We start from the raw sequence: 24,725 nt of genomic DNA on the forward strand, positions 1-24,725 counted from the left end.
AAATGGTGAGCAAAATTTCAGGGGCGGAAGCATTTGTTGAATGCCTGCGTAAAGAAAACGTAGAAGTCATTTTTGGAATTCCCGGGGGTTCACTCCTGCCAATACACGATGAGTTGTATGACTCGAGCATAAGACACATTCTCGTAAGACATGAGCAATGTGCTGCCCATATGGCGGATGGATATGCAAGGGCAACCGGGCGAACAGGAGTGTGCATGGCGACCTCCGGACCCGGTGCGACGAATCTTGTTACCGGCATCGCTAATGCCTACATGGACTCGGTACCGATGGTGGCGTTCACGGGTCAGGTGCCCACCAGCATGATAGGTAATGATGCTTTTCAAGAGGCGGATATTACGGGCATCACGCTTCCCATTACGAAGATAAATTACCTCATAAAAAACGCCAATCATCTGCCTAAGACCATAAGAGAGGCATTCTGCATCGCCTCCACAGGGCGACCTGGCCCTGTGCTTGTGGACATACCTAAAGATGTCCAGATTACGGAGATTGAGTTTGAATATCCCAAGACCTTCGATTTAAGGGGGTATAAGCCAACGATTGAGGGACATCCCCTGCAGATTAAACGAGCCATCAAAGCAATAACGGATGCAGAGCGCCCAATCGTCTATGCCGGTGGTGGTGTTATAATTTCTAATGCCTCCGAAGAGTTACGAGCATTAGCAGAGCTGACTCTTACCCCAGTTATGACTACCTTGCTGGGCAAAGGAGCGTTCCCGGAGAACCACCCCCTATCATTGGGAATGGTTGGCATGCATGGCACGAAATATGCGAACTATGCAATGACGGAAACCGATTTGATCATAGCAGTTGGGGCAAGGTTCGATGACAGAGTGACTGGCAAGCTAGATGCCTTTGCACCGAACGCAAAAGTCATCCATATAGACATCGATCCGGCTGAGATAAGCAAGAGCGTTTCAGTCACCATACCAATCGTTGGGGATGCAAAAAGCGTCCTTAAGGAGATGATCAAAGGGTTGAGAGAAAAGCCCAGAATAGAATGGCTCAAGAAGATCGAGGAATGGAAAACGGAGTTCCCCCTGAGATATGATCGTAGTGGTAAAACGCTTAAGCCGCAATTTATCATCGAGCAGATCCATGAGCTTTGTCCAGATGCCATTATCGCAACAGAAGTTGGGCAATGCCAGATGTGGGCAGCACAATATTTCAAGTGCACTAAACCACGAAGTTTTATATCATCTGGCGGGCTGGGCACGATGGGGTACGGTTTTCCAGCCGCCATAGGTGCCAAGGTGGGATGCCCTGACAAAACCGTCATCGACATCGCCGGGGACGGAAGCTTCCAGATGACCTGCCAAGAGCTTGCGACTGCAGTACTAAACGATGTTCCAGTCACGGTGGCAATTCTAAACAACGGGTTTTTGGGGATGGTGCGCCAGTGGCAGGAGTTGTTCTATGATAAAAGATATGCTGCCACATACCTAGGTGCAAGTCCAGATTTCACAAAGTTGGCTGAGGCATATGGCGCTCTCGGCATAGAGGTGAGGAAACCAAGCGAGGTAAAATCAGCAATAGAGGAGGCAGTAACCTCTGATAAACCCGCTGTCATCGATTTCAAGATCGATCCCGAGGAGAACGTGCTTCCGATGGTGCCGGCAGGTGCCGCTATAAACGAAATTATAGACTATGAGGGATGAAAAAATGAAGCACACTCTGTCAGTCTTGGTGGAGAACAAACCAGGTGTTTTAGCGAGAGTTGCAGGCCTTTTCTCCAGAAGAGGCTTTAACATAGATAGCTTGGCGGTTGGAGTGACCGAAAATCCAGAGATCTCACGAATGACGATAGTCGTAGAGGGTGACGATAGGGTCTTGGAACAAGTGACAAAACAATTAAATAAACTCATAGATACCATCAAGGTATCTGACCTAAAAGCAGAGGAATCCGTGGAAAGAGAGCTTGTGATGATCAAGGTGGTGGCCGAACCCAAGATGCGTTCCGAGATCATGCAAATCGCCGACATATTCCGGGCGAGGATCGTAGACGTCTCCCCGAAAACAATGATTATTGAGGTTACCGGCGATGAGACAAAGATCAACGCCATGGAATCTTTGCTAAAGCAGTTCGGGATCAAAGAATTGGCACGAACCGGAAAGGTCGCATTGACCAGAGGTCTGAAGAGCGTACAGGAGTGAAAACAACATGAGAATATACTATGATAAAGATGGAGATTTAAGTCTATTAAAGGATAAGACCATTGCCATTATCGGCTATGGCATCCAAGGAAGAGGGCAGTCTTTATGTCTGCGAGATTCAGGTTGCAAGGTAGTTATTTCAGAACTAGAAGGGGCCCCTAATTTCCAACAGGCCAAAAACGACGGATTTGTCCCTGTCCCAGCAGATGAGGCAGCAAAGAGTGCAGATATTATACAGATACTTACTCAGGACCATGTGCAGTCCAAAGTATATAAAGAGTCTATCGAGCCTGCCTTGAAAAAAGGTAAGGCCTTGTGTTTTTCGCACGGTTTTAATATCCATTTTAAACAGATAAAGCCACCTGAAAAAGTGGATGTGTTTATGGTTGCGCCTAAAGGCCCAGGGGCCTTGGTAAGAAAGATGTTTGAAGAAGGCAAAGGAGTTCCTTCCTTGGTTGCTGTATTTCAGGATGCTACAGGTAATGCCTTGAAATTGGCCCTGGCCTATGCCAAGGCACTAGGTGCAACTAGGGCAGGAGTCATCGAGACGACGTTTAAGGAAGAGACCGAGACCGATCTTTTCGGTGAACAAGTAGACTTGTGCGGAGGCGTAACAGAGATGATAAAGGCAGCATTTGAGACCTTGGTTGATGCGGGCTATCAGCCAGAGGTGGCATACTTTGAGTCGCTGCACGAGCTGAAATTGATCGTCGATTTGATTCATGAGGGTGGCTTATGTCATATGTGGGATTCCGTTTCTGACACGGCAGAATATGGGGGCCTTACCAGGGGAAAAAGGGTCATCAACGTCCAGTCCAAAGAAGCCATGCTGCAAATCCTGAGAGAGATACAGGATGGCACGTTCGCAGAGGAATGGATCAAAGAGAACAAGTCAAATCGACCTGTATTCAATGCCTTGAAGGCCAAAGATGCAGAGCATCAGATAGAGAAAGTTGGCAAAAAGCTCAGAGCCATGATGCCGTGGCTGAGGAAATGAAATAATCCTTTTATTAAAAATCCAAGAATAAGAATTGGATGCTCTTTGAATCCGTCTAAACCATTCAAAGGGTAGCATAGAGGCGCAAATATGGGGAGAGAGCAGACAATAGCATTCGCACTATTAACTGTAGTTTGCTTCATACTGGGTGGGGCCATCGGCTACTTTGTTGTAAAAGATAACCCAAATCCCTGTGAGATCACAGAAATGACGTATTATTACTCTGAATATTATGGGCGTTCTGACTGCCAAAGGGTTAAAGAGGACGGGACCATTCCAAAACTAAAAGATTTGGGCATCACTGTGGTCGAAGTTGAAATAAGGACAGAAGCTGATCTTGTAAAATACAATCTCCAGAGAGTGCCCACATTTGAAATAGAAAGAGAGCGTTACCCGGGCTATATGACATTTGAACAGCTAAAGCCACTGTTGAAGTGTCATTGAAGTTTATTGCTGAATCATAAATGAACGAATGATGGTGGATTTCTAAATGTCGCCAAGATGAACGAAGAAGAAAGTAATACATAAATAATTTAGTGTAGGAATTACTAAGGGATTAAAAGGAAATACAAAAGAATAAAGAACTAAAATTTTACCGGCATGATCGTATGAGGACTCATGTCTGAGTTTTCAGGATACTTCTTTCAGCAGCTTCAGTTAGTTAACCCTACAGAAGCTAAATCGTAAAAAAAAGTAGAAAGTTTTTATATAAGTTTCACTGATGATAAAATGCTCACTTGTAAAGTATGGGCAAAGGGAGGTGAGCGAATGAATAGCACAAAAATAAAAACAAAATTAATGGTATTCGTAATTTGTATTTTCCTTTTAACATCTATAAATGGAGTTAGCCTTGCAGCTACAGTTACAGATACGAGCATGGTAAGGAAGCCAATAATAGCAGAGAAGCCACTAGAAATATTTGAGATAAAAGAGCTTAATCATGCCCCCGCCATGTCAGAGCATGCACCCGGTGAAATCCTAGTCAAGTTCAAATCTGACATCGAAGACGGTGCATTGGTCAGGGCTAATTTCGAATATGGGGCTTCCGCGAAGTCCACCCTGCTTTCGGGTACTCAGGTACTGAGAGTCCCCTCGGATAAAACAGTAGATGAGATGGTCAAAATATATGAGAGCCTGCCAGAAGTAGAATATGCAGAGCCAAACTATAGGGTCCATGCTTTGATGATCCCCAACGATACCTATTATCCCTATCAGTGGCATCTCGACAATCATGTGTATGGCGGGATTCATATGGAACCTGCCTGGAGTATATCCAATGGTTCAGGAGTTGTAGTGGCTGTGATAGATACGGGAGTGGCTCAGGCACCGGATTTGGCTGGCACCGCTTTCGTACCGGGTTATGATTTTGTCAATGGTGATTCGGATCCAAATGATGATAACGGACATGGTACACATGTCGCTGGCACCATCGCTCAAACAACCAACAATGGATATGGCGTTGCAGGAGTTGCGTTCGGTTGCTCAATAATGCCAATAAAGGTGCTTAATGCAACGGGTAGCGGAACCAATGCCTGGGTCGCAGATGGTATCTATTATGCAGTCGATAACGGTGCTGATGTCATCAGCATGAGCCTGGGCGGATCAACCCCTTCTTCAACGATAGAAGAGGCTGTTGAGTATGCCTACAATAATGGAGTGACCGTCATTGCCGCTGCCGGTAATGAATATGAAGAGGGAAATGCGCCGAGTTATCCTGCTGCATACGATGATTATGTCATCGCGGTTGGTGCCACCAGGTATGACGAAACCCGCTCATATTACTCGAATACGGGCAGTTACCTGGATTTAGTCGCTCCTGGCGGGGACATGACAGAGGATCAAAATGGAGATGGCTATGGCGATGGTGTTCTCCAGCAGACTATTGGAGATTATCCAGGCGAGTTCGTTTTTGAGTTCAAGCAGGGCACGTCCATGGCAACGCCCCATGTATCCGGAGTGGCAGCACTTGTGATCGCTAAAGGCATAACAGGCCCAGATAACATCAGTGCTCTATTGAAGAGTTCGGCAGAGGACAAAGGAACGCCTGGTTGGGATGAAGAGTACGGCTGGGGATTGGTCAATGCAGCGACAGCGTTAAGAGTGGTGCAGATGAGTATCCCAGCGGCTGTTGACAATTATGACCTGGACTGGGTCACGGGTGGAACTGCAGAATGGTTCGGACAGACATGGACCTATTATTACGGCGGAGATGCTGCAGAAAGTGGAGGTATATCTGATTACCCTTATGGTCAGACTAGCTGGATGCAGACCACGGTTACAGGTCCAGATAATCTTTCGTTTTACTGGAAGGTGTCTTCAGAAGCCAACTGTGATTATCTGAGGTTCTACATAGATGGGGTAGAACAGAACAATATATCAGGCGATACAGACTGGGCACAAAAAACATATTCAATAGGCTCGGGCACACATACGCTGAAGTGGGAATATTCTAAAGACGAGTCCATAAGTGAAGGATCAGATTGTGGATGGGTCGATAAGATTGAATATGGTGAATCGACGACTTTACCAGTCCACAACCTCAACACAGGCGAGAACTTTTCGACGATTCAGACCGCAATAGATGACCCTGATACAATAGAGGGGCATACAATAACTGTTGATGCTGGAACTTATACCGAAAATGTGGATGTTAACAAGTCTTTAACAATCAGGTCGACCTCTGGAAATCCTGCGGATACTATCGTGGAGGTATCTGATGCATATGATCATGTTTTTGAGGTAACCGCAGATTACGTGAATATAAGCGGGTTCACTGTTCAGGGAGCAAGTTCTTCTAATGGGATATATCTCGGAAGTGGCACAGACCACTGTAATATCACAAATAATAAAGCGTTGGATAATTATTATGGCATCTACTTGTATCAGTCCAGCAGCAACACGCTAACGAGTAACACCGCCAACTCGAACAGCTACGATGGAATCTGCCTCTACTCTTCCAACGACAACACACTATCAAACAACAACGCCTCGGACAACTACAATGGAGTTCGTATCTCTGATTCCAGTAGCAACACGCTAACGAGTAACACCGCCAACTCGAACAGCTACCGTGGCATTTCCTTCGATTATTCCAGTAGCAACACGCTTACGAGCAATACAATGTCTGGAAACACGTACAACTTCGGTGTTTTTGGTTTCAGCCTCTCTGAACACACCCATAACATAAACACGAGCAACCTCATAGATGGAAAGCCGATTTATTACTGGGTCGACCAGCAGGATAGAGTGATTCCAAGCGATGCTGGCTTTGTGGGGGTTGTAAACTCCACGAACATAACGGTGAAGGATTTAACATTAAAAAATAACCTTCAGGGGGTGCTGTTTGCATACACAAGCAATTCAAGGATAGAAAATGTTACCGCCTCGAACAACGAATACGGCATCTCCTTGCATTTTTGGAGCGACAGCAACGTTCTCGAGAATAACACCGCCTCGAATAATGTCGAAGGCATCTCCTTGGCTTATTCAAGCTACAACACACTCACGAACAATACCGCATCGAACAACTATGATGGTATCATCCTGTGGTATTCCTACAGCAACAACAACGTGCTCGAGAACAACAATGCATCGAACAATGACTATGGCATCTATCTGTCTTTGAGCAATAACAACGTGCTTGAGAACAATACTGCATCGAACAACGACTATGGCATCTATCTGTCTTCTTCCAGCAGCAACACCATCTACAATAACTACCTCGACAACACAAACAACGCCTACGACGATGGAAGCAATACCTGGAACGTCAGTAAAGCGGAAGGAACAAACATAATCGGTGGACCCTACCTCGGAGGAAACTACTGGAGCGATTATACTGGCGAGGATTCGGATGGAGACGGGCTTGGAGATACACCCCATAACATTTCAGGTAGCACAAACAAGGATCATTTGCCACTTGTAGAGCTAACTAGTGCAGACCCAGACATAGCAGTTGACCCAACCAGCTTCACTGTGACCCTGAATCAAGGGGATACGTGGAGCAGCATACTTCAGATCGAAAACCGAGGAACTGCAACCCTCACATATAACATAAGCGATGCTAATGCTACCGCCTCTGTTAGCTCACTGGATAAAACTTCAAAACGTTCGATAGCAATAATTCCGAGACTAAGAATATCTGAAACTGAGAACAATAATAACGAAGGGGGACCAACAGTTCCTGAGGTCATAGCATCTGATGTTCTGAAACAATCTGGCACAACCCAGGTTCTTGCATGGGTCCCATATGCTGACTATTATTGGGAATATGCGAATACGTTGAGTGCTATTTCACAGTATTATACCGATTATACGGTAACCGAGAGCACGACAACCAACCCAAGTGTTCTTAGTTCGGAGCTGACAGGCAAGGACGTCTTCCTGGTGCCTGAGCCCGAAATGGCCAATAGCACGACTTTGGCTTCAATGGGCTCAGCATTCTCGGCGGTATTAGGAGATTTCGTCAATGATGGTGGAACAGTTATCGTCTGTTGCGAATGGAGTGGGTACCAAGGATTCCTTCTCAACGCAGGTCTGATGAATGCGACCTATGCTAATGGATATTGGACTGGAACGTTCACCGTTGCTGATACAACCCATCCGATAACGGACGGTCTTGGATCAACGGTCGCTGCAGCTGATGCGGTTGCAGCCTATAGCATCACAGATCCGGAAATCCAGAATCTAATCGTGGATTCTTATGGGTATCCAGTGGTTGCTGTGCGGGATCTGGGGGGCGGTCACGTGGTTCTCATAGGTTACGACTACTATTCATACAATGATGATGCAGCAAGGATAATTTCAAATGCTCTGGATTTAGGGACTACAGAAACAAACTGCACATGGCTCACAGAAACCCCAACATCCGGCTCAGTAGCATCAGGCGGTTATGACAACATAACAGTGAGCATAGACACGACAGGTCTTAGTGTAGGAAGTTACAGTGCAAATATAACCATAAGCAGTAACGATCCTGATGAGAACACAACTGTTGTACCGGTAAGTTTGACGGTTGAATCACCCAGCGAAGACCCAGATATTTGGGTTGATCCTGCCAGCTTCAATGTGACGCTATCCACGAATACGGCACAGAATTATACGCTGACGATCGGAAACAATGGAAATGCAACCCTCACCTATAACATAAGCGATGCCAATGCTACAATGAGTTCGTTCGCAAAAGAGCTAATGGTTAGAGTTCATGGTTTGACAGCAGCAGAAGCAGACCTATCAGTTGGTTCAAAACCAATCTATAGGTCAACATACACTGTTAAATATACGGGGCTTATCGATGGCCTTGACATACTCGTACTTGGAGCTAGTATTTCTTCATACGATGGTGATGAAGTCACAAGGATAAACGCACTTGGGGCAAATGCTGTTCTCGTAGAAGATTCTGCCATTGCCAATTTGACATTATCTGATTTAGAAGGATATGACGTGGTTTACCTCCCAATAGAATGGGGGTATTCGTCAGATTACATAGAGTCCATCGGAGACACTATAAAGACATATCTTAGCAATGGCGGAGGACTCGTAATAGGACAGTGCTGCGAATTTGATGCCCCATACACTCCAAGCTTTTTGCCCTATAACCTAACTTATACAGATACCTGGTATCCTGGGTACGGCGTGACGATACTTGACTCAACCCATTACATAACACAAGGTCTTAACAATAGTGATATGCCAGATGTATACGATAGGATACCGACTTCTACACTCGATGCTAACTACGACCTTCTTGCAAAATCATCAGTGGAGGATGTTCTTTCACTTGCTGTGGCAGAATATGGAAGTGGAAGGATTGCAGTCCATACGAGCAATTGGCGGGGTACAGGCACGGTATATGGAGATGATCCAGATGTCATCATAGAGAGGATATTCTATTGGGCGTCACAAGGCGAAGCAGTCGACGGCTCAGCATGGACTACCAAGACCCCAATGCCTGCGGCGCGGTTTGGGGCCGCGGCAGGAGTGATTAACGGGGTTCTCTATGTTGCCGGCGGTCATGACGGAACGACTGGAGCGACCTCTACGCTTCAGGCATATAATCCAACAACGGATACCTGGAGCACTCTGGCATCCATGCCCGAAGGTCGGTATTCAGGAGATGGTGCTGGCGCAATCAATGGCAAGCTTTACGTAGCAGGAGGATGGAACTGGCCTGCCAGTGGGCTTCCACAGTCCCAATTATTTGCTTATGACCCTGTGGCTAATTCATGGAGCACTAAAGCCTCCATGCCCACACTTAGCGGCAACGGAGCTACCGGCGTAATAGGCGACAAGCTCTATGTTACCACAGCCTGTGATGGCTACAGTGGCTACAGAAACTTCCTGCATGTTTATGACCCGGCCACCAATACTTGGAGCCAACTCGCTTCATCACCCAATGACCATGCCGACCCGGCTTTCGGAGTCATTAATAATAAGCTCTATGTGGCAGGTGGAACCGGTAATAGCGGCGTCTTGGATGTTTATGACCCGGCCACGGACACATGGACTACCAAGACCCCTATGCCAACATCATTGACAGGGTTAGCTGGTGGTGTTATTAACGGTAAGTTCTACGCTATGGGGGGAAGCAGTGCCGGCGTCTACTATAATACGGTGTATGTCTACGACCCATCCACTGACACATGGACAACCGAAACTTCAATGCCAACAGCCCGCGCACTTGCGGCAGCCGGAGTCATTAACGGTATAATCTATGTTGCGGGAGGTGCCAATAGCACGGGTACTCTGGCAACTGTCGAAGCGTTTACACCGGGGGGCACATGGCTCACAGAAACCCCAACATCCGGCTCAGTAGCACCAGGCAGTTATGACAACATAACGGTGAGCATAAACACGATAGGTCTCAGTGCAGGAAGTTACAGTGCAAATATAATCATAAGCAGCAACGATCCTGATGAGGGCACAATTGTTGTGCCGGTAAGTTTGACGGTTTCTGCAGAAGAAGGGACCGGCGGTCTTGAGACGACTCCCCTAAGTTCAGGGCTGACACCCACTGACCTCGCGAATAGTTTGATGGGCGGAGGCGTCACAGTCTCCAACGTTACTTATTCAGGTGTTAACATCTCTGCCGGAACGTTTAGCAATGGCACCGACATCATCGGCTTCTATAGTGGCATCATACTGAGTAGCGGGAATATCAGTAACGTGATAGGTCCAAACACCGATGATGGCACGTCACAGGACAATTACATGCCAGGAGATACAGACCTGGACACCCTGATTCCAGGATATTACACCTATGATGCTTCCGTGCTGGAGTTCGACTTCGTGCCGGATACCGATGTGATAACCTTCGAATACGTATTCGGCTCAGAGGAATACAACGAGTGGGTACATAGTGCCTATAACGATGTCTTCGGATTCTTCATCAACGGAGTCAACCACGCTTTGATCCCAGGCACGAGCACTCCCGTTTCCATCAACAATGTCAACGGGGGCAATCCCTACGGCATCAATGCCATCAACCCCGACTACTACCGCAATAACGACTTGGATGATGGCGGCGGTTCGATCAATACCGAACTAGACGGCTTGACGATAGTCCTGAGCGTAACAGCCAATGTCAATGCAGGCGAGAAGAACCATATCAAGTTAGCCATCGCTGACGCGGGGGATTATGTTTTGGATTCTGACGTATTCATCAGGGCAGGGAGTTTCATTGCACCAAACCTAACCCTATCACCCATAACGGCCACCCGCCTAGTGGACGACATCAATCACACGCTGACAGCTACGCTGATTGAGAATGGGAGCGGGATATCTGGCAGGACGATCACCTTCAACGTAACCGATGGACCCAATGCTGGACTTACGGGCACCAACACGACGAATGCGGATGGTCAGGCCACATGGAGCTACGCCAGTTCAGTCAATGGCACGGACACCATCGTTGCCACCAGTGCAAGTGAGACCTCAAATAACGCCTATGTGACCTGGGTAAACTTTATCGAAGCTTTTGACACAGGTACGGGCACAGCACCCAGTACAGCAGGAACGCACAACGGCACGATCGTCATGTCTTCCTATGTCAATGTTTCCTCCATGTACACCTATCCCTGTGCTGGAACCGGCGGACACGCAGAATCCGTCAAAATATGGAATTCGACATGGAGCACAACCGCAACCTGGAACGGTTACGGCGGAGATTATCACAACATAACCTTTGACGAATCCTTTGTGCTTAGATCGGGCGAGACGTACAACTACACGATCAGGACGGGCTCCTATCCACAGATAATACATGCGACCAGCAAGGCAGTGACAGGCGGAACGATTACGTGCACACAGTTCACCGATGCAAATGGTCGCACTTACAACGACTGGATTCCTGCGATCAGGTTGGAGTGAATACAGATATAAGCATAAAGAAAGAAAAACAAACAAAAACAGAAAGAGTAGAGTTGCCAAAGACGCTCTATTCTTTTTTTCCTTTATTTTGTATTTATTCAAATTTTCTAGGTTATGTTATGATATCTCAATTATAAGTGTAATATATGTAACAAGTGTAATTTATTTTCTAACATGGGAATAATTTGACGTTTGAAATTAAAATCATGTAGGGATTTTGAGTCGAATTTACTGGTAAATGTCTGAAAAGATTGTTTAAATCAGTGTAGGACCTATGACTTATCTTTCCAATCGTATAAATTTCTGAGCATACCTGAATTTTCCAAAAAAAATAGGAAATTGGGCGAAGTTCCAAGCCGAGAGGAGAACCTCATATTTGCTGTCATATTTTCTGAGCTAAGCAATAGCGGAATGAAGGTGCAAAGTGGTTCAAAGAGCGATAGCGATGAGAAAGCTTGAAAGCCTACCGTAAATTCCGTTGAAATCAAAAATGGTTTACCAAATACGGGGTATTAATCGATATTTTACCTTTTTTGTATATTCCTTATAACCTTCCAACTCTCTTAATAAAACTTCTTCTTCGTCGAATGTTCTAAAAATTATCACAATGATTGTAGGAACAAAAAAGATTAATGCAATATATGAGCTGAGGGCAAGAGGAATAAATAGATACATAGGCATAATTCCAGAATATATCGGATGCCTGACAATAGCATAGGGTCCTGTTGTAATGACTTTTTGTTTTTTTATCAACTTCAACTATCTGCGAAGCATAGCTGTTTTCCTTAAACACGAAAAAACAAGTATATATGCCAAGAAAATAACAACATCTGACGCAATAACAAGCCAAAATGGTACATTCAACCATTCTATTTGTAATCAAATCCAAGGATTAGGAGGCCTATGAAAAAGAATAATCGTGCGATTTTTACTATGGTTTTTCTTTAGCTTCTTTTTCTTTAAACCTTATTCTTCTTTCGAGAAGTTCTGGATCATGTTTTAGGAAGTACAGTCCCACAAAAAGGAGGGGTATAAATAAAGTGCCAATAAATAACCAAGCTTGCTAGTAGTTTAATGAGCCCGCCGGCAAAAAGAGCAGCAATCCTATAAATATAGGCACTAGAAGAAAAAGTAAGAAAATCTTTTTCTTTATATTGTGTACTTGTGACTTTTCCATAGTAATCTCCTAATTTATGTCATCACCGTCAATCATTATTAATAAAATGTTCTATGCCTATTTTTTTATTTAAGACATATAGGCCAGTTTTCGATTGCACATAACATATCGAGGATAAAAGAACTTTACAAAGGCAATTTGGAGAGATCTTTGATTTCCCGTTTTATCCGCTGTTAGGCTAGGGCGTTGTTTTATCATGTGCTTCTGCCCGATATTTTATCCCTCGTAAAATCGCGTTTTGCATAACTGTACCTCCACCACCAAAAAAGTCTGATACTTTCTTTTGGATTTTCCTTGTCGCTGATGAGTAATATTCAGCTGTTTAAAAACATTTACCACTATTTGGTTGTTTTAGATATTTTTATTAAAAATTGCTTAAATTAAGCAATATTATCATTAATTAACTATATAATGGGGTTTAGGTATACACCTAATTCAGTTAAAATCAAAGGAAGGGAAAAATCATGCCAAGTCCTGGACAAGAACTATCAAGTATAGATTTTGAATCGATGATAGGTGGCCCCCTGGTAGCGGTTATCAATGCACAGGCACAAGCCGCGATGTCAACTGTAAATTTCATTAAAGAGGTTGGATTCAAGAAGCCAAGCGCTGAACAGAACGCTGGGGGCGATACCAGTACGGAAAAGCCCATCTACGTCACGTTTAAATATCCGAAGGAGTTGGCCCCCTATCAACCCGCCATCCCAGCTGACCCATCCGCGACACCACCAGTTGAGGCAAAAGAGGCTGTACCAGCCGTCTTTGAAACGCAGGAACTTAGAGTACCAATACTGACTATACTGCCGGTTCCATTCATCCGCATCGAGGAGACGACAATAGACTTCAACGCGAAGATAAACTCGGTCGAATACCGCAAAACCGATACAAACCTTAAGGTCGATTCATCGCTAGAGGCAAAGGCTGGATGGTTGTGGGGTTCAGCTAAGTTGAAGGTGTCGACTGCTTATCAACGTACGACACAGGAGGGCAATTCAGTTGATCGGACTTACTCCTTAGCCATTCACGTAAAGGCCGTTCAAGACGAGATGCCTGCTGGAATGGAGAAAATGCTTAGTATCCTAGAAGGCGCGATAACATCTGTGCCCGCATCCTCATAGCATTAGGGATAGATAACGAAGTGACGAATCGATGTGGAACTCAAGACAGTTAGAGAGGGCCATATATGCCCCACCTTGGTGATTATATTGGGCATCTCTTGTCTGAGATTACAATCGCAAGGATGCAGGCGGACATAGAAGCTGTGAGAGTAGCCGAGCTGTATGCTAGTCACCCCCTTCTACAAAATATGCCGGTGCCTCATTTTCGTTTACCAGATGTCGAAGTGGATGTTCCAGTTGTGATTAAACAGTTGGAAGAGCCACAAGTCGGTGAAACACCCCGAGGTGTGCCGACTCTCCAAAAAATGCGAGAAGCATTTGACATGTCTCTGAAAAAACGCTTCATTAGAGATGGCATCCGTTTGAGGCCTGAGCACGAAAAAAAACTCAAAGCTGCGCTTGACGAAAAGATGGTTGCCCTTACCCAACCGATAGAGGTCTCAATTGATACTGATCGTATCGCCAATGAGCTATCTGATACAGCTTTTCGGACATTAAGTGATTTAGGCCTGCCTAAAAGGCTGATAGATCCAAAACTACAGCCGAAGTTGGAGGAGAAGCTCAAAGAAGAATTACGGGTTGAATTTCTCAAGCTACGTACGCCTCCCACGCGTCTGCAAGTGCTGACTACAACTTCTGAGATTCGTGAAGCAGGACCAAGCGAAGTCATAACGCGATTTCACCTAAAAATCTCCGAGGAGGCTTTTGAATGGACGACGATCGAATCGGAGGGGCAGAAGAAGAGCCGTCTAGTTATGGAGTAGTTCCAGTATGCTGCGCATCGTGAATATCGAAGAAATCGACATCATGCTTCTGCGCATCTCCAGTTTAATTGATCAACAGGAGCGAGGAGATACTAACTTCGCCGAGAATGTAAAGGAGTGGCTCTCAAAGCTTGAGAAGATGCTCGAAACCAACCGTATGCCGGTGGCTGGAAATGTTGCAACTTTGCGAGGACTGCTCATTTCCGCTGAACGAGGCGACATCCCCCCAGATGTCAAATTTTACGGTCGACCCACTAGGCGCAAAATTCGAGAGACAACCACCTCCTATGTGATTCGGCAGACTTGTAATCTTGTCTCGAACGTCATTCAAAGGGACCGTGAGCGATTCGCTGAAGCAGAAGGTATAACTAGGCAACTGGTTGCACTGGCAACTGCGAAGGGATTAATACAAGAGCTACCTAATGGAAAAGATAATACCGATTTGTTAAAAGATCTATGGAAAACTCTGTCCAAAGACCCAGAACTATCATCAGGAACGGTAAATGTAGAAGGACTTATCGGACTTTACGATGCACTCATCGTGCTGGATCGTACAATAGCTAAAGATGTTGTCGGTGCTAGACCGATATCGTAGATAAATCCATGCGGGGGAGGGGATTCGAACCCCCGAACTCCTACGAGACAGGACCCTGAATCCTTTTGGTTCGGCTTTCTTTCGACTAGCTTTGCTAAATATTTTGCAATGCTCGTATTGTATTCACCAGCTCTATCTTTCAAGACCTGATGGAGATCTGTTGGGACAATGACATGGGTGTAGCCCTCTTTTGTCATTTACTTTCACCTCGTATAAACATAAGATATACTCGTTTAGTATTTAAAGACTCGAATCCCCTCCCCCGCACAATTTTTAACTTTATTCCAAAGCCACGCTCGAATTAAAAAAGCAATACGTATGCTCTAAAGCCATCCGACAGGAGAATGGAGAATAGAGAATGGAGAATAGGTGAGAATATGATTTTTAAACAAAAGCAGAGGCAAAAGCCTCTTTGTCAAAATTAAAATCTTTCGAGATTCTCTTCCAAATCCACAATCGATTCTTCAGCTTTCTTAATCAGATTTTTTGCAGATCTTCTGTACTTTTTTCTAACATCATTAGCATTCTTAATAACGTCTTCCAAAAGCATTCTCCCCACAGAAGCTATGTCCCTACAAACAATTGAATTCAAATTAGCAGAGTCTGAATATTTAGATACTATTAGGTTTATTGCGTTATAATTTCCGTATTTTAAGTCATCCTTTCTGTCGTAGATGTCCTTTCTCAATAATCCAATACCTCTGGTACGCTCTGCCAAATATGCTAACCTTTCAATTTCCTTGCGTAAAGGCTGAGGATCGATGATATATACACATGGATAAAAATAGACTCTTAAATGGGAGCCTCTTAGTATCTGGGTTGTCGCCAACCTGTCATATTCTTCTTGTTTGCTATTGGCTTTTAGGTAGCCATCTCTGTTTTTGATATACTCTACAGGAGTGTTGAATAAATCCCCAACCGATTTTAGATAAGATTTAACTGCTTTAGCAAATCTATCAAGGTTTTCAGGATTTCTCTCTAACTCGCTCATCATCGAGTTGAAGAAAATCACGGGATTTAGAGCTTTCATAGATTCACTTGCAAGTGTTTCCATGTCAGTTTTTGGTAAATGGTCTAATGTATCATCGACTTCTAAAATGGATAGCTGAAGAAAGTCTGCAAAGGTTCTGCACAACCTGAGATACTTCTTATTTATACCTTCGATATTAGTTAAAACATCATATAAGAAGTCAAGGTTATCTAGGTGAAAACTTTTTTCTAGTTTTCTTAGACCATATAGATTGAACTTTAGTACTGATTTAGGTACTAGACCAAAACTGAGGGCCTCAAAGGCTTGATATCTCCTCTCAATCTCCATAAACTCCCCCTAATCTATGCTTGATAATAGGATTTGTCATACCAAATATTTAAATCCTATCATACAATATATCCTAACGACATATCATAAGGAAGTCTCATAATGCCAAAGGAAATTGATCCGAAAATTTTGCAGTATCTCGCAAAGGAAGACTGGCCTGTGACAACTGAAACGGTTGCAAAGGAGCTTAAAATATCATGGAATACAGCCCAGATACATCTCTATAAGTTGCAAGCTGAAGGACTGGTGAAAGGGAAAAGGGTTGGAAGGCAAAATCAGTGGATGCTAAGTAAAAAAGGTGAAAAGGCTATAGGATAGCAACTGTTAACTTCTAGTACCATTGGAGCTTTTACACCCTTTAACCAAACTATTAACAAAATAAAAGGCTGGAAAATCCATAGCTCCAACCAAATGTTCGAAGATGTCCTTTGTAGTGCTCTTAACAGGATAATGTTCGAACTTGATATGGGGAAAGGCAGAGCGTATCTTTCGAGCCTGACTTTTTAACAAGAAGTCAAAAGGCGGGTTCAGTTCTATTCTCTTGATTTCCCTCTGTTTAACCCAAATTCTCTTGAAGATGGCTCTGGCTAAGTTCTTTTTCTGTCTGAAGCTGAAGATTTTGTGCAGGCGGGATAAGGTTGAGGAGAGGATCATGCACTTGTCAATGAAATCAAAGTTTGAGCTGTAATCATTTTCCAATACAGCCAACCTGTCTCTGGCATTCTTTATCTCTTTCTCGTATCTCTGGCCATATTTCTTGTAAACCTCTGGAGTGATTGTTCTTGTAGCCAAGTTATCAACTAGGGCATCCATCTTTGCCTCGTTTTCATTTATCTTTCTTTTGAGATTGGCTATTTCATTTGAGGATTTGGCTTTGAAATTCAGCTGGACTTCCTCGATTTCTGCTTTAATGAGCTTCAAAAGCTTAATTGGAGGCTCCATGAGGTCATATAGGGCTTTAATCTGGCTCTCAAGTGATCTTACTGGAAGGTATGGCTGAGAGCATTTGTGATTGACGCTGGACTGGCATCTGTAATAATCTCCTCTCTGGTGAATCTCAGCGGTTAATCTTCTCTGACAACCCTGGCAGTAGACCAAACCTCTTAAAAGAAAATCCCTCTTTTGCCATCTATCCTGGGTTATCTTCCTTTCAGAAAGGATGTTTTGAACTTGATTGAAAAGAGGCTCTTCGATTATTGGCTGGTGCTTTCCTTTGACCCCTTTATTCCACATCTCCATTCTGCCCATATAGAACTTGTTTTGGAGGATTTGTTTTATCCGCTCATGGGAAAAGAGCTTGCCATTCTTTGTCTTTAATCCTCTATTTGCCATTTCCTCTGAGAGAGAGCCTAAGGAATATTGACCAGTTGAGTAGAGCTTAAACATCTGCTTTATGAGGTAGGAACTGTTTTTATCCTCGATAACTTGGGAGCGTCCTCTTTCGTCTCTGAGGTGCTTGTAACCGATTGGAGCTTTGACTGGCCATTCTCCTTTCTCAAATTTCTCCTTCATTCCTTTCAATACCTCTTCAGCCAAGTTAGAGGAGTAGAACTGAGCCATTGCTACCAGGACATTCTCGATAAATTCACCTGATGGATTCTCCTCAATGTTTTCTGAAACTGATAGAAGCCTAACACCTTCCTTTTTCAAAATGGCTTTGTAAGCGTAGAAGTCGATGTTGTTCCTTGAGAACCTGTCAATCTTGTGGACAAGGACTGCCTCAATTGTCTTGTCTTTCTGGCACCTCTTCATCATTTTTCTGAATCCCGGTCTGTCAGCTGTTTTAGCAGATTCTCCTTGGTCAACAAACTCCTCTAAAACCCTAAGGTCATGGGAATTGGCATATTCCTTTATTGCTTTCAATTGAGCAGGAATGGATAATCCTTTGTCTGCCTGCTCCTTTGTTGATACTCTGGCGTAAGCTAAGGCGTTTTTCATAATAGAATTTGAAAATTAGCTACCACTGGTTATGTTACCTTACAAAATTTAAAAAGGCAACATTAAGGGACTTTTAGCTGCAATATTATCTCCATTTTGTAAGAGTAAGTTCGTATAATATTCCTAGTATCTCTAAAGTTTGTGATCAAGAGGGACAAATTTGGACTTAGCAAAGGCACAGCTAGACATGTCCTGTTAAGTGAGTGCGGCGAGTTTATCAATGGCATCGTTGACTATCTTTGGAATGTCAGCAAAATTCATAGATTTTACCTTCTCAACAGCATTTCTAACTTTATCACCAGTTGTTGGTAAGTTAAAAGCAGCTTCAAATTCTGGATCGATTATGAAAACTAAATTCTTGTCACCAACAACGGATAAGATTTCACTGTTTAAAGGCACATAATAGCTCTGGTAATCTGGCTTATTGGAATGTGAGTCCATAAGCACGACAAAGGGTATCCCGAAACTTCTTATAATCTTAACAAAAAACTTGATATTTGTTACACTTTTGGCATTAACTATCGAGATGCTTTCTTTATTGATATCGCACCCCTTTAATAAGAATAGATATGGTAAGGTTTTTTCTTCAGTATTACCTTCAACAATCATAATTTTCTCAGCGAAAAATAGCTCATTTCTTCCCGCATCGAATTCTGTTGAGAGTTTTAATTGCTCTCTCGATGTCGTGTCGATGCTTATGTTTCTCCCTTGACAGATATAGGTCCCTCTTGATGAGTTTTTCCTAACAATATTTACATCCTCGTAATGGTCTATATCCACAAACTCAGTTGAATGGGTAGTGTAGAAAACCTGTGTCCCCTCCTCAGATAACTCCCTCAATAACTTGTGGAAATATCGTCTCGCATGGGGATGGAGATAAACTTCTGGCTCTTCAATCAATAGAACCGCACCTGTGCGCTTAAGTATTTTATAGGCATTAATTAGAGCTACTACGATGGCACTTTGAATGCCCGCACCCATTTCAAGCGCTGAGAATTCTTCATACTCGGGTGACTCTTTAACAACCAATTGTAGATTTTGGTAGTGACTTAAAACGTGGGGTTCTTTAAATCGTATCGCAGCCTCATAAAATCCCGTCAGGTGCTTTACATTTTCAACAATAATCTTTTCTAATTTTTTGAAACTATCTATTTTTAATATCCCGGTAGCTTCTCCCATTTTGTCACAGAAATTTTCAACTTTTACTTGGTCGCCTTTAAATTCCTCAGAAATATCTTTTAGTATTTTCCCCAAAATACTCCATTGACTTGCTGAGAGAATTTTCGATAGATCTCTATTTACACTCACAAGCACCGATGGAACTTTGTTCCTAATTGCGTTGGATAAGAGTAATGGCTTTCTATATTGTGTAACGACTTCATTTCCACTCTCATCAATACAAGACAAATTCCCACCATGATTGATGTCAAATTCTAATCTAAAACCACAAACTTCTATATCGTTTTTATAATATGCATGAATAAGGGGGTCAGTAAAGTACAGTTCTATCTTGCCCGTGAGACGTTCATCGTGATTGTAAATATCCTCTTCTTTTATTGCATAAGGAGGCCATCTTTCCCCCAACATCAATTCTATCGCACTTAAAATATTCGATTTTCCAACATTATTTTTCCCTATAAGAGCGGTTAACATTGTTGGTTCAAAGTCAAGCTCTTTAATCGATCTGAAATTCTCAATATGAATCTTTTTTATTGCCATTTTTTTCATCGCTTTTATTTTTCATTCTCATACCCTTTGACCCCCGATTTAACTTAATGGCTGGCGGATATGCGAAGTTGCAAAGCAATTTGGGTGAGTGACTAGAGGGAGCGGAGAATCATGAGGGCACTCATAATAATAGGCTTGTTGACTATTTTTTAATTTCATTTTCAATTGCCCCCTCAACTTTTCTTTTTGCCTCTTCTAATAGTCCTTTGGCTTTCCTTCTTGCTTCATGAGATTGTTGGACAAGTGAGGCGATTTTTTGTTGGGTTTCTAGAGGTAGAATAGGAATTATTACCTCTTTTAAAGTTTCTTGGTTCAATCTCTGCTGAACACTTCCCCGGCTATTTTTGATCATAAAGCTTACTCCAATGAGGGTACCAAGATACAAAGCCAAATAATACGAGTTTAATTTTTCTTCATCAAATATCCTGATCCTAATAAGGTTGTCACTTATAGTTCCTCCTTCACACTCTTTGGGAATTCTGGCTGACAGTCCGATTGTTCCAACTCGAGTTACTACTACATCTCCTTCTTTTGCTTTCTTATCCTCAAGCTGATCTTCTGGTGCAATATAAACCAAATTGTTTGTGTCTATTGTTCCATTCTTTATGTCTGTCCCTCTGATGTATGGCTTTCCTTCATTTTTTAAGACATAATTTTCTGTATATTGCCCTGTTGTGACCTCAATAAATTTAATTCTCTTGATGAGTACAGTATCATATTTTTTAATTAGATGATTTTCGATTTCGTCATAAGCAGGCTGAAAATACTCTGCATCTACACGATGAACTCCGATTGACCGAGAAAGATTTGCAGTATAAGAAAGTTCATATTTTGGCTTGAAGTCCTTCAGTCCTAACTCTTCTAAAAGCAGGTTTTCGGCTTGGGTGTAGATATTTATTGATTTTCTATAAAAATCATAGAATTTTTCCCAGATATTTCTTATTTCATTTTGAAATTTTTTTGAAATTTTAGGAACTATTATGCTCTTTGTTTCTTCATGATTTAAATTATATTGAGCGGTAGGTCTTGCAATTCTACATACTTGTTTTCTTCCATATTTTGAATAGAGGAAGGCAAATATATATTCTGGTAAGAAATCTGGAGTTCTTAGTCTTATTAGAGACATTGCTTGCGTAATGTTTGCTCTTGGAAAATCTTCTGGAACCAGTGCCACTCTCCCTATAACATCATGCGTTGCCCCAACAATATTTATTAAAACATCGTTTGGCTGTAATCTTGAGGATTTCAATTTTTCATCCAGATTTTCATCAATAAAGAAAGGCTCTTCAGAATTGATGTCAATGTAACCTTCTCGAATATTGACTGTTTTTAGTAGTATAATACCATTTTTTAAGTCGGGGTCTCTTTCTGGTGGAGTACTACCACTTGTAACAAAGCAACATTTACCAATTCGTAGACATTCTAATTGCCTTAAATTGTCCATAATATCCATATATTCAGGAGAATAAAATTCTGGGTCAATTCGATTTTGTAATTCGAGCTCTGATAATTTTACAACACTTGCTATAGCCATATTTTTTACCTCCAAAAATCAACCCCCTGTTCTTTGGCAAATTTAACAAAAGCTTCTGCTATCTCATCTAAATCGTGGCCAATTTTTGGGTGTCCGTATTCATCTAAAACAAATTCGCCATTAGGACTTTTGATGTATCTGTACTCGCCCTTGTTATCCTTAAGCGGTTTTTGATTTATAGCAAAGAATATAGGATAATCCATCTCTTTCATAACCTTACCATCAAGCCAGAATTCTCTAAATTGTTCTGTTATCTTTTCTTGGTTCAAAACTGAGTGGATTTGTCCCCCTAATGTTCTTTGGGAGATTTCTTTATCGAGCTTTTTAACTTTGGTGTTTAAAGTTCTGATCTCCTTTTTTAATTCTGTCCTCTTCTCGTTTGAGATATCACTGTTTAATTCCTCCTGCTTCTCCTCTAAAAGAGTTTGTACTTCTTGTAATTCTTCAACTAAAACTTTAAGTGGCTTCTTTCTTTTAATTTCTTCAGTATCTTCAATTTCTTCTTTGTTATCTTCAATTTCTGAGCCTTCAATTTCTTCTAATTCTTCTCTTGTCTCGAAATAGGTTTCAATGAAAGATTTAAGTTCCTCAGGTAGCTCTTCCTCATCTACTGATTTATCCCAATTGACATTTTGATATTTCTCTTTCAATTCTCCTATAAAATCGTCCCATCCCTCTTCATATCTGAGTTTAATCTCTTGAATTTTTTGCTTTGCTTCTTCTGTGTATTTCTGTATGAATAAAACGCTTGTTTTTGTCCCAGTATGGGGTTTAAAGGTATTTCCGTGCAAACCAACAACTGCTAAAATTCTCGCTTCGTCTATAATGAACCTGCGGATATACTCAGTATTTGTATTATTCAACAACCCCTGCGGTAAAACTATTGCCATCCTTCCGCCAGGTCTTATAAACTGTAATGAACGATTCAAGAAAAGGATATGCCGACCTATTTGTTTTACCAATCTACCATTTTTATCCGCCAATTGATAAAGTCTTAAAATATCCCTTTCTTTGACCGTACCTGCAAAAGGGGGATTAGTCATAAGAATATCAAAATCAAAATACAAAAACCTATTTTGATTGTCTCTATCATTCTCCAAGTCTTCAGGAAATCTTAAGAGTCTTGGTCTTAAACCTGCTTTTACTTCATCATTCCATGTCAAAGGATTTAATGAGTTCCCATGAGGACCACCACCATAGATGTGGGATTTGCCATCTCCAACTATAAGGTTGATAGCTTTCGCTATTTTAACAGCTTCTTTCGCAAAATCTATACCATATATGTTGTTTTGTGCAAAATTTTTAGCAGGCGTGGACAATTCTTTACCAGTTATTACTCCACCAGCGATCCACATTACAGAATGCAAAAGAAAACCTGCCGAACCACAGGCAGGGTCTATAAGAAATTCATGAGATTTTGGGTTCATCATCTTTACAACCATATCTTCAACAGGTCGAGGCGTAAAGAACTGTCCCTCTTTCTTTTTAGATACCTCAGGAATCAGATACTCAAAAGCTTCGTCAATTATTCTCAGATTAGAGTTGAACAATTTTATTTTTTCTAGAAACGATACACAAATTTTTAAATGGGTATCCATTAGTTCTATTCTATCTGTAGGTTCAAATACCCCCGCCCACGTCCTCTTAGCGCCATCTAGGAGATTAGTTATAGCTCTCTTTACTTGTTCTGGACTTCTATCACCGACAAAAAATTCTAATTGATAGTTTGGATCATTGATCCCTTTCCATTCATCGTAAAGCTTGGCATAAATCAATTTAAAAATTTCATCAAATGCCTTAACTCCCGCATTCCCTAAAACAAGCTCCTCAAGGTCTAATAAAATTTTTTTAAGCGTGGTTTTACCTTGCTTTAGTTCATCGTGTTCCTCTAACCATCTAAGTGTCCATCTCTCAGTTAATATATCCCGTAGAGTTTCTGAGATCTTGGGAATTCGTGGTATTTCTATGAATAAGTTAGGTTCTTCCCTATGAAGTCTTATTATTTCATTTCCGTTAGACCATACACCAATAGGGGTTCCTTCTGCATTACAATAACTTTTAAGTTGCTCTAAACCAGCGGTTCTACTTGGCCTCTTTACTTCAAACAAAATATAGTAATGTCTTAAATCCTCATGATAAACTACAATGTCCGCTGCTCCAGGCTCTACACGGGAGCCAAAATAAACAACTTTTTCAATATCTATTCGTTCCTTTGGATAGCCATATTCAGTAAGCAACCTATAAATCCAGAGTTGTCTGACTGCTTCTTCGGGTTTAGCTACTTTGAGTTTATCCTTAATTTGGCAATTTATATAATAATTCCCATCCTGCACTGTTATCAATCTCTCAACAGCATTTATCTCATTTGCACTAAAAAGTGATAAGCCATGTTTAACATCCGGTGTAGAGAAGATTTTTTGGATTTTTGAACCGGTTGACATCTTATTAGCCTCTATAACCTATATTTATCTTAGTTTTTATATTGTCCATGTGACTAAATAACCTTTGGGATTCTGGAAACTTCTAGGGGCTTTTGACATAAAACTTTTACTTGATAACTTTTGTGTCTTTGGTAACTAATGGAGGTGTATCTTATTTCAAAATCTCTAATATTTCCTTATCTTGAATTAAACAACGAGTTGATCTTCCCTCTCGTTTTTAACTTATCCATTTCATGGTTTTTTAGTTTCTCTTTAATTTGAAGATATACCTTAATTATAGCCTTTTTATCTCTCTTTGGCAACTTTGGAACATCCTGAAAAAGGCTGACTAACTCAGGCTCTTTTATCCCTAATTGCTCTATCTTCGATTCAAGTAAGAGATCGTCCAATTCCTTAAATGGAACTCTTAAGGCTTTGGCAATCTTTCTCAACTTCTCCTTTGAGGGGATGAACTTGCCCTTTTCAACCTCTGACATATAGCTATTTGTAACATAGCCAAGCTTTTCAGCCAGCTGTTGCTGGGTTATACCCTTCTCCCCTCTTAATTTTCTCAACTTTCTTCCAAAATTCATA

At 42.1% G+C, this 24,725-nt stretch carries 15 protein-coding genes; 9 read left to right on the plus strand and 6 right to left on the minus strand.

Features of this window, described 5'->3' with window-relative positions; translation table 11 throughout:
• Positions 1-2: 2 nt before the first annotated feature.
• The 8 genes from PHI74_06670 (at position 3) to PHI74_06705 (ending at position 15,193) form a co-directional block, all read left to right on the plus strand.
• Positions 3-1,679, plus strand: coding sequence for an acetolactate synthase large subunit (locus PHI74_06670; GenBank protein ID MDD5485691.1), 1,677 nt, complete (start codon positions 3-5; stop codon positions 1,677-1,679).
• Positions 1,680-1,683: 4 nt separating this feature from the next.
• On the plus strand, positions 1,684-2,175 hold the full coding sequence (gene ilvN / locus PHI74_06675; protein ID MDD5485692.1) for an acetolactate synthase small subunit: 492 nt from the start codon (positions 1,684-1,686) through the stop codon (positions 2,173-2,175).
• Between the two features lie 7 nt (positions 2,176-2,182).
• The gene (gene ilvC, locus PHI74_06680; protein MDD5485693.1) at positions 2,183-3,172 is read left to right on the plus strand and encodes a ketol-acid reductoisomerase; all 990 of its coding nucleotides are present in this window, start codon (positions 2,183-2,185) and stop codon (positions 3,170-3,172) included.
• 90 nt (positions 3,173-3,262) lie between these two features.
• On the plus strand, positions 3,263-3,616 hold the full coding sequence (locus PHI74_06685) for a hypothetical protein (GenBank protein ID MDD5485694.1): 354 nt from the start codon (positions 3,263-3,265) through the stop codon (positions 3,614-3,616).
• A gap of 324 nt (positions 3,617-3,940) precedes the next feature.
• A complete protein-coding gene (locus PHI74_06690; GenBank protein ID MDD5485695.1) occupies positions 3,941-11,539 on the plus strand; it encodes a choice-of-anchor L domain-containing protein in 7,599 nt (2,532 codons plus the stop codon).
• A gap of 1,641 nt (positions 11,540-13,180) precedes the next feature.
• Complete coding sequence (locus PHI74_06695) at positions 13,181-13,834, plus strand: DUF2589 domain-containing protein (protein ID MDD5485696.1); 654 nt, start codon at positions 13,181-13,183, stop codon at positions 13,832-13,834.
• Between the two features lie 65 nt (positions 13,835-13,899).
• Positions 13,900-14,598 carry a hypothetical protein gene (locus tag PHI74_06700; protein ID MDD5485697.1) on the plus strand — a complete coding sequence of 233 codons (699 nt, stop codon included), beginning with the start codon at positions 13,900-13,902 and terminating at the stop codon, positions 14,596-14,598.
• 19 nt (positions 14,599-14,617) lie between these two features.
• Positions 14,618-15,193 (plus strand): hypothetical protein, encoded by a 576-nt coding sequence (locus PHI74_06705; GenBank protein ID MDD5485698.1) that lies wholly within the window; start codon positions 14,618-14,620, stop codon positions 15,191-15,193.
• A 421-nt stretch (positions 15,194-15,614) separates the two neighbouring features.
• On the opposite strand, the gene PHI74_06710 is transcribed toward PHI74_06705, so the two are convergent.
• Positions 15,615-16,511, minus strand: a complete 897-nt coding sequence (locus PHI74_06710) for a hypothetical protein (GenBank protein MDD5485699.1) — start codon at positions 16,509-16,511, stop codon at positions 15,615-15,617.
• 102 nt (positions 16,512-16,613) lie between these two features.
• On the opposite strand from PHI74_06710, the gene PHI74_06715 reads away from it, so the two are divergent.
• On the plus strand, positions 16,614-16,829 hold the full coding sequence (locus PHI74_06715) for a FaeA/PapI family transcriptional regulator (GenBank protein ID MDD5485700.1): 216 nt from the start codon (positions 16,614-16,616) through the stop codon (positions 16,827-16,829).
• Between the two features lie 6 nt (positions 16,830-16,835).
• Here PHI74_06715 and PHI74_06720 read toward each other — a convergent pair whose 3' ends face one another.
• From PHI74_06720 to PHI74_06740, 5 genes are all read right to left on the minus strand, one after another.
• Entirely contained in the window at positions 16,836-18,449 is a 1,614-nt protein-coding gene (locus tag PHI74_06720; GenBank protein MDD5485701.1) for a recombinase family protein, read from the minus strand.
• Positions 18,450-18,644: 195 nt separating this feature from the next.
• On the minus strand, positions 18,645-20,177 hold the full coding sequence (locus tag PHI74_06725; protein MDD5485702.1) for an AAA family ATPase: 1,533 nt from the start codon (positions 20,175-20,177) through the stop codon (positions 18,645-18,647).
• 142 nt (positions 20,178-20,319) lie between these two features.
• Positions 20,320-21,711, minus strand: a complete 1,392-nt coding sequence (locus PHI74_06730; GenBank protein MDD5485703.1) for a restriction endonuclease subunit S — start codon at positions 21,709-21,711, stop codon at positions 20,320-20,322.
• A 5-nt stretch (positions 21,712-21,716) separates the two neighbouring features.
• Positions 21,717-24,152 (minus strand): N-6 DNA methylase, encoded by a 2,436-nt coding sequence (locus PHI74_06735; protein MDD5485704.1) that lies wholly within the window; start codon positions 24,150-24,152, stop codon positions 21,717-21,719.
• 176 nt (positions 24,153-24,328) lie between these two features.
• Entirely contained in the window at positions 24,329-24,724 is a 396-nt protein-coding gene (locus PHI74_06740) for a helix-turn-helix transcriptional regulator (GenBank protein MDD5485705.1), read from the minus strand.
• Position 24,725 lies beyond the last annotated feature (1 nt).

It is taken from the genome of Methanocellales archaeon, from assembly GCA_028715985.1.
Taxonomy (GTDB): domain Archaea; phylum Halobacteriota; class UBA148; order UBA148; family UBA148; genus UBA148.

Bases quoted from the DNA above. Each gene is read 5' to 3' on its own strand.
- PHI74_06730 (MDD5485703.1), bottom strand. From the start codon at position 21,711: ATGGCTATAGCAAGTGTTGTAAAATTATCAGAGCTCGAATTACAAAAT.
- PHI74_06670 (MDD5485691.1), top strand. From the start codon at position 3: ATGGTGAGCAAAATTTCAGGGGCGGAAGCATTTGTTGAATGCCTGCGT.
- PHI74_06715 (MDD5485700.1), top strand. From the start codon at position 16,614: ATGCCAAAGGAAATTGATCCGAAAATTTTGCAGTATCTCGCAAAGGAA.
- ilvN (MDD5485692.1), top strand. From the start codon at position 1,684: ATGAAGCACACTCTGTCAGTCTTGGTGGAGAACAAACCAGGTGTTTTA.
- PHI74_06685 (MDD5485694.1), top strand. From the start codon at position 3,263: ATGGGGAGAGAGCAGACAATAGCATTCGCACTATTAACTGTAGTTTGC.
- PHI74_06720 (MDD5485701.1), bottom strand. From the start codon at position 18,449: ATGAAAAACGCCTTAGCTTACGCCAGAGTATCAACAAAGGAGCAGGCA.
- PHI74_06695 (MDD5485696.1), top strand. From the start codon at position 13,181: ATGCCAAGTCCTGGACAAGAACTATCAAGTATAGATTTTGAATCGATG.
- PHI74_06690 (MDD5485695.1), top strand. From the start codon at position 3,941: ATGAATAGCACAAAAATAAAAACAAAATTAATGGTATTCGTAATTTGT.
- PHI74_06740 (MDD5485705.1), bottom strand. From the start codon at position 24,724: ATGAATTTTGGAAGAAAGTTGAGAAAATTAAGAGGGGAGAAGGGTATA.
- PHI74_06725 (MDD5485702.1), bottom strand. From the start codon at position 20,177: ATGAAAAAAATGGCAATAAAAAAGATTCATATTGAGAATTTCAGATCG.
- PHI74_06735 (MDD5485704.1), bottom strand. From the start codon at position 24,152: ATGTCAACCGGTTCAAAAATCCAAAAAATCTTCTCTACACCGGATGTT.
- ilvC (MDD5485693.1), top strand. From the start codon at position 2,183: ATGAGAATATACTATGATAAAGATGGAGATTTAAGTCTATTAAAGGAT.
- PHI74_06700 (MDD5485697.1), top strand. From the start codon at position 13,900: ATGCCCCACCTTGGTGATTATATTGGGCATCTCTTGTCTGAGATTACA.
- PHI74_06710 (MDD5485699.1), bottom strand. From the start codon at position 16,511: ATGGAGATTGAGAGGAGATATCAAGCCTTTGAGGCCCTCAGTTTTGGT.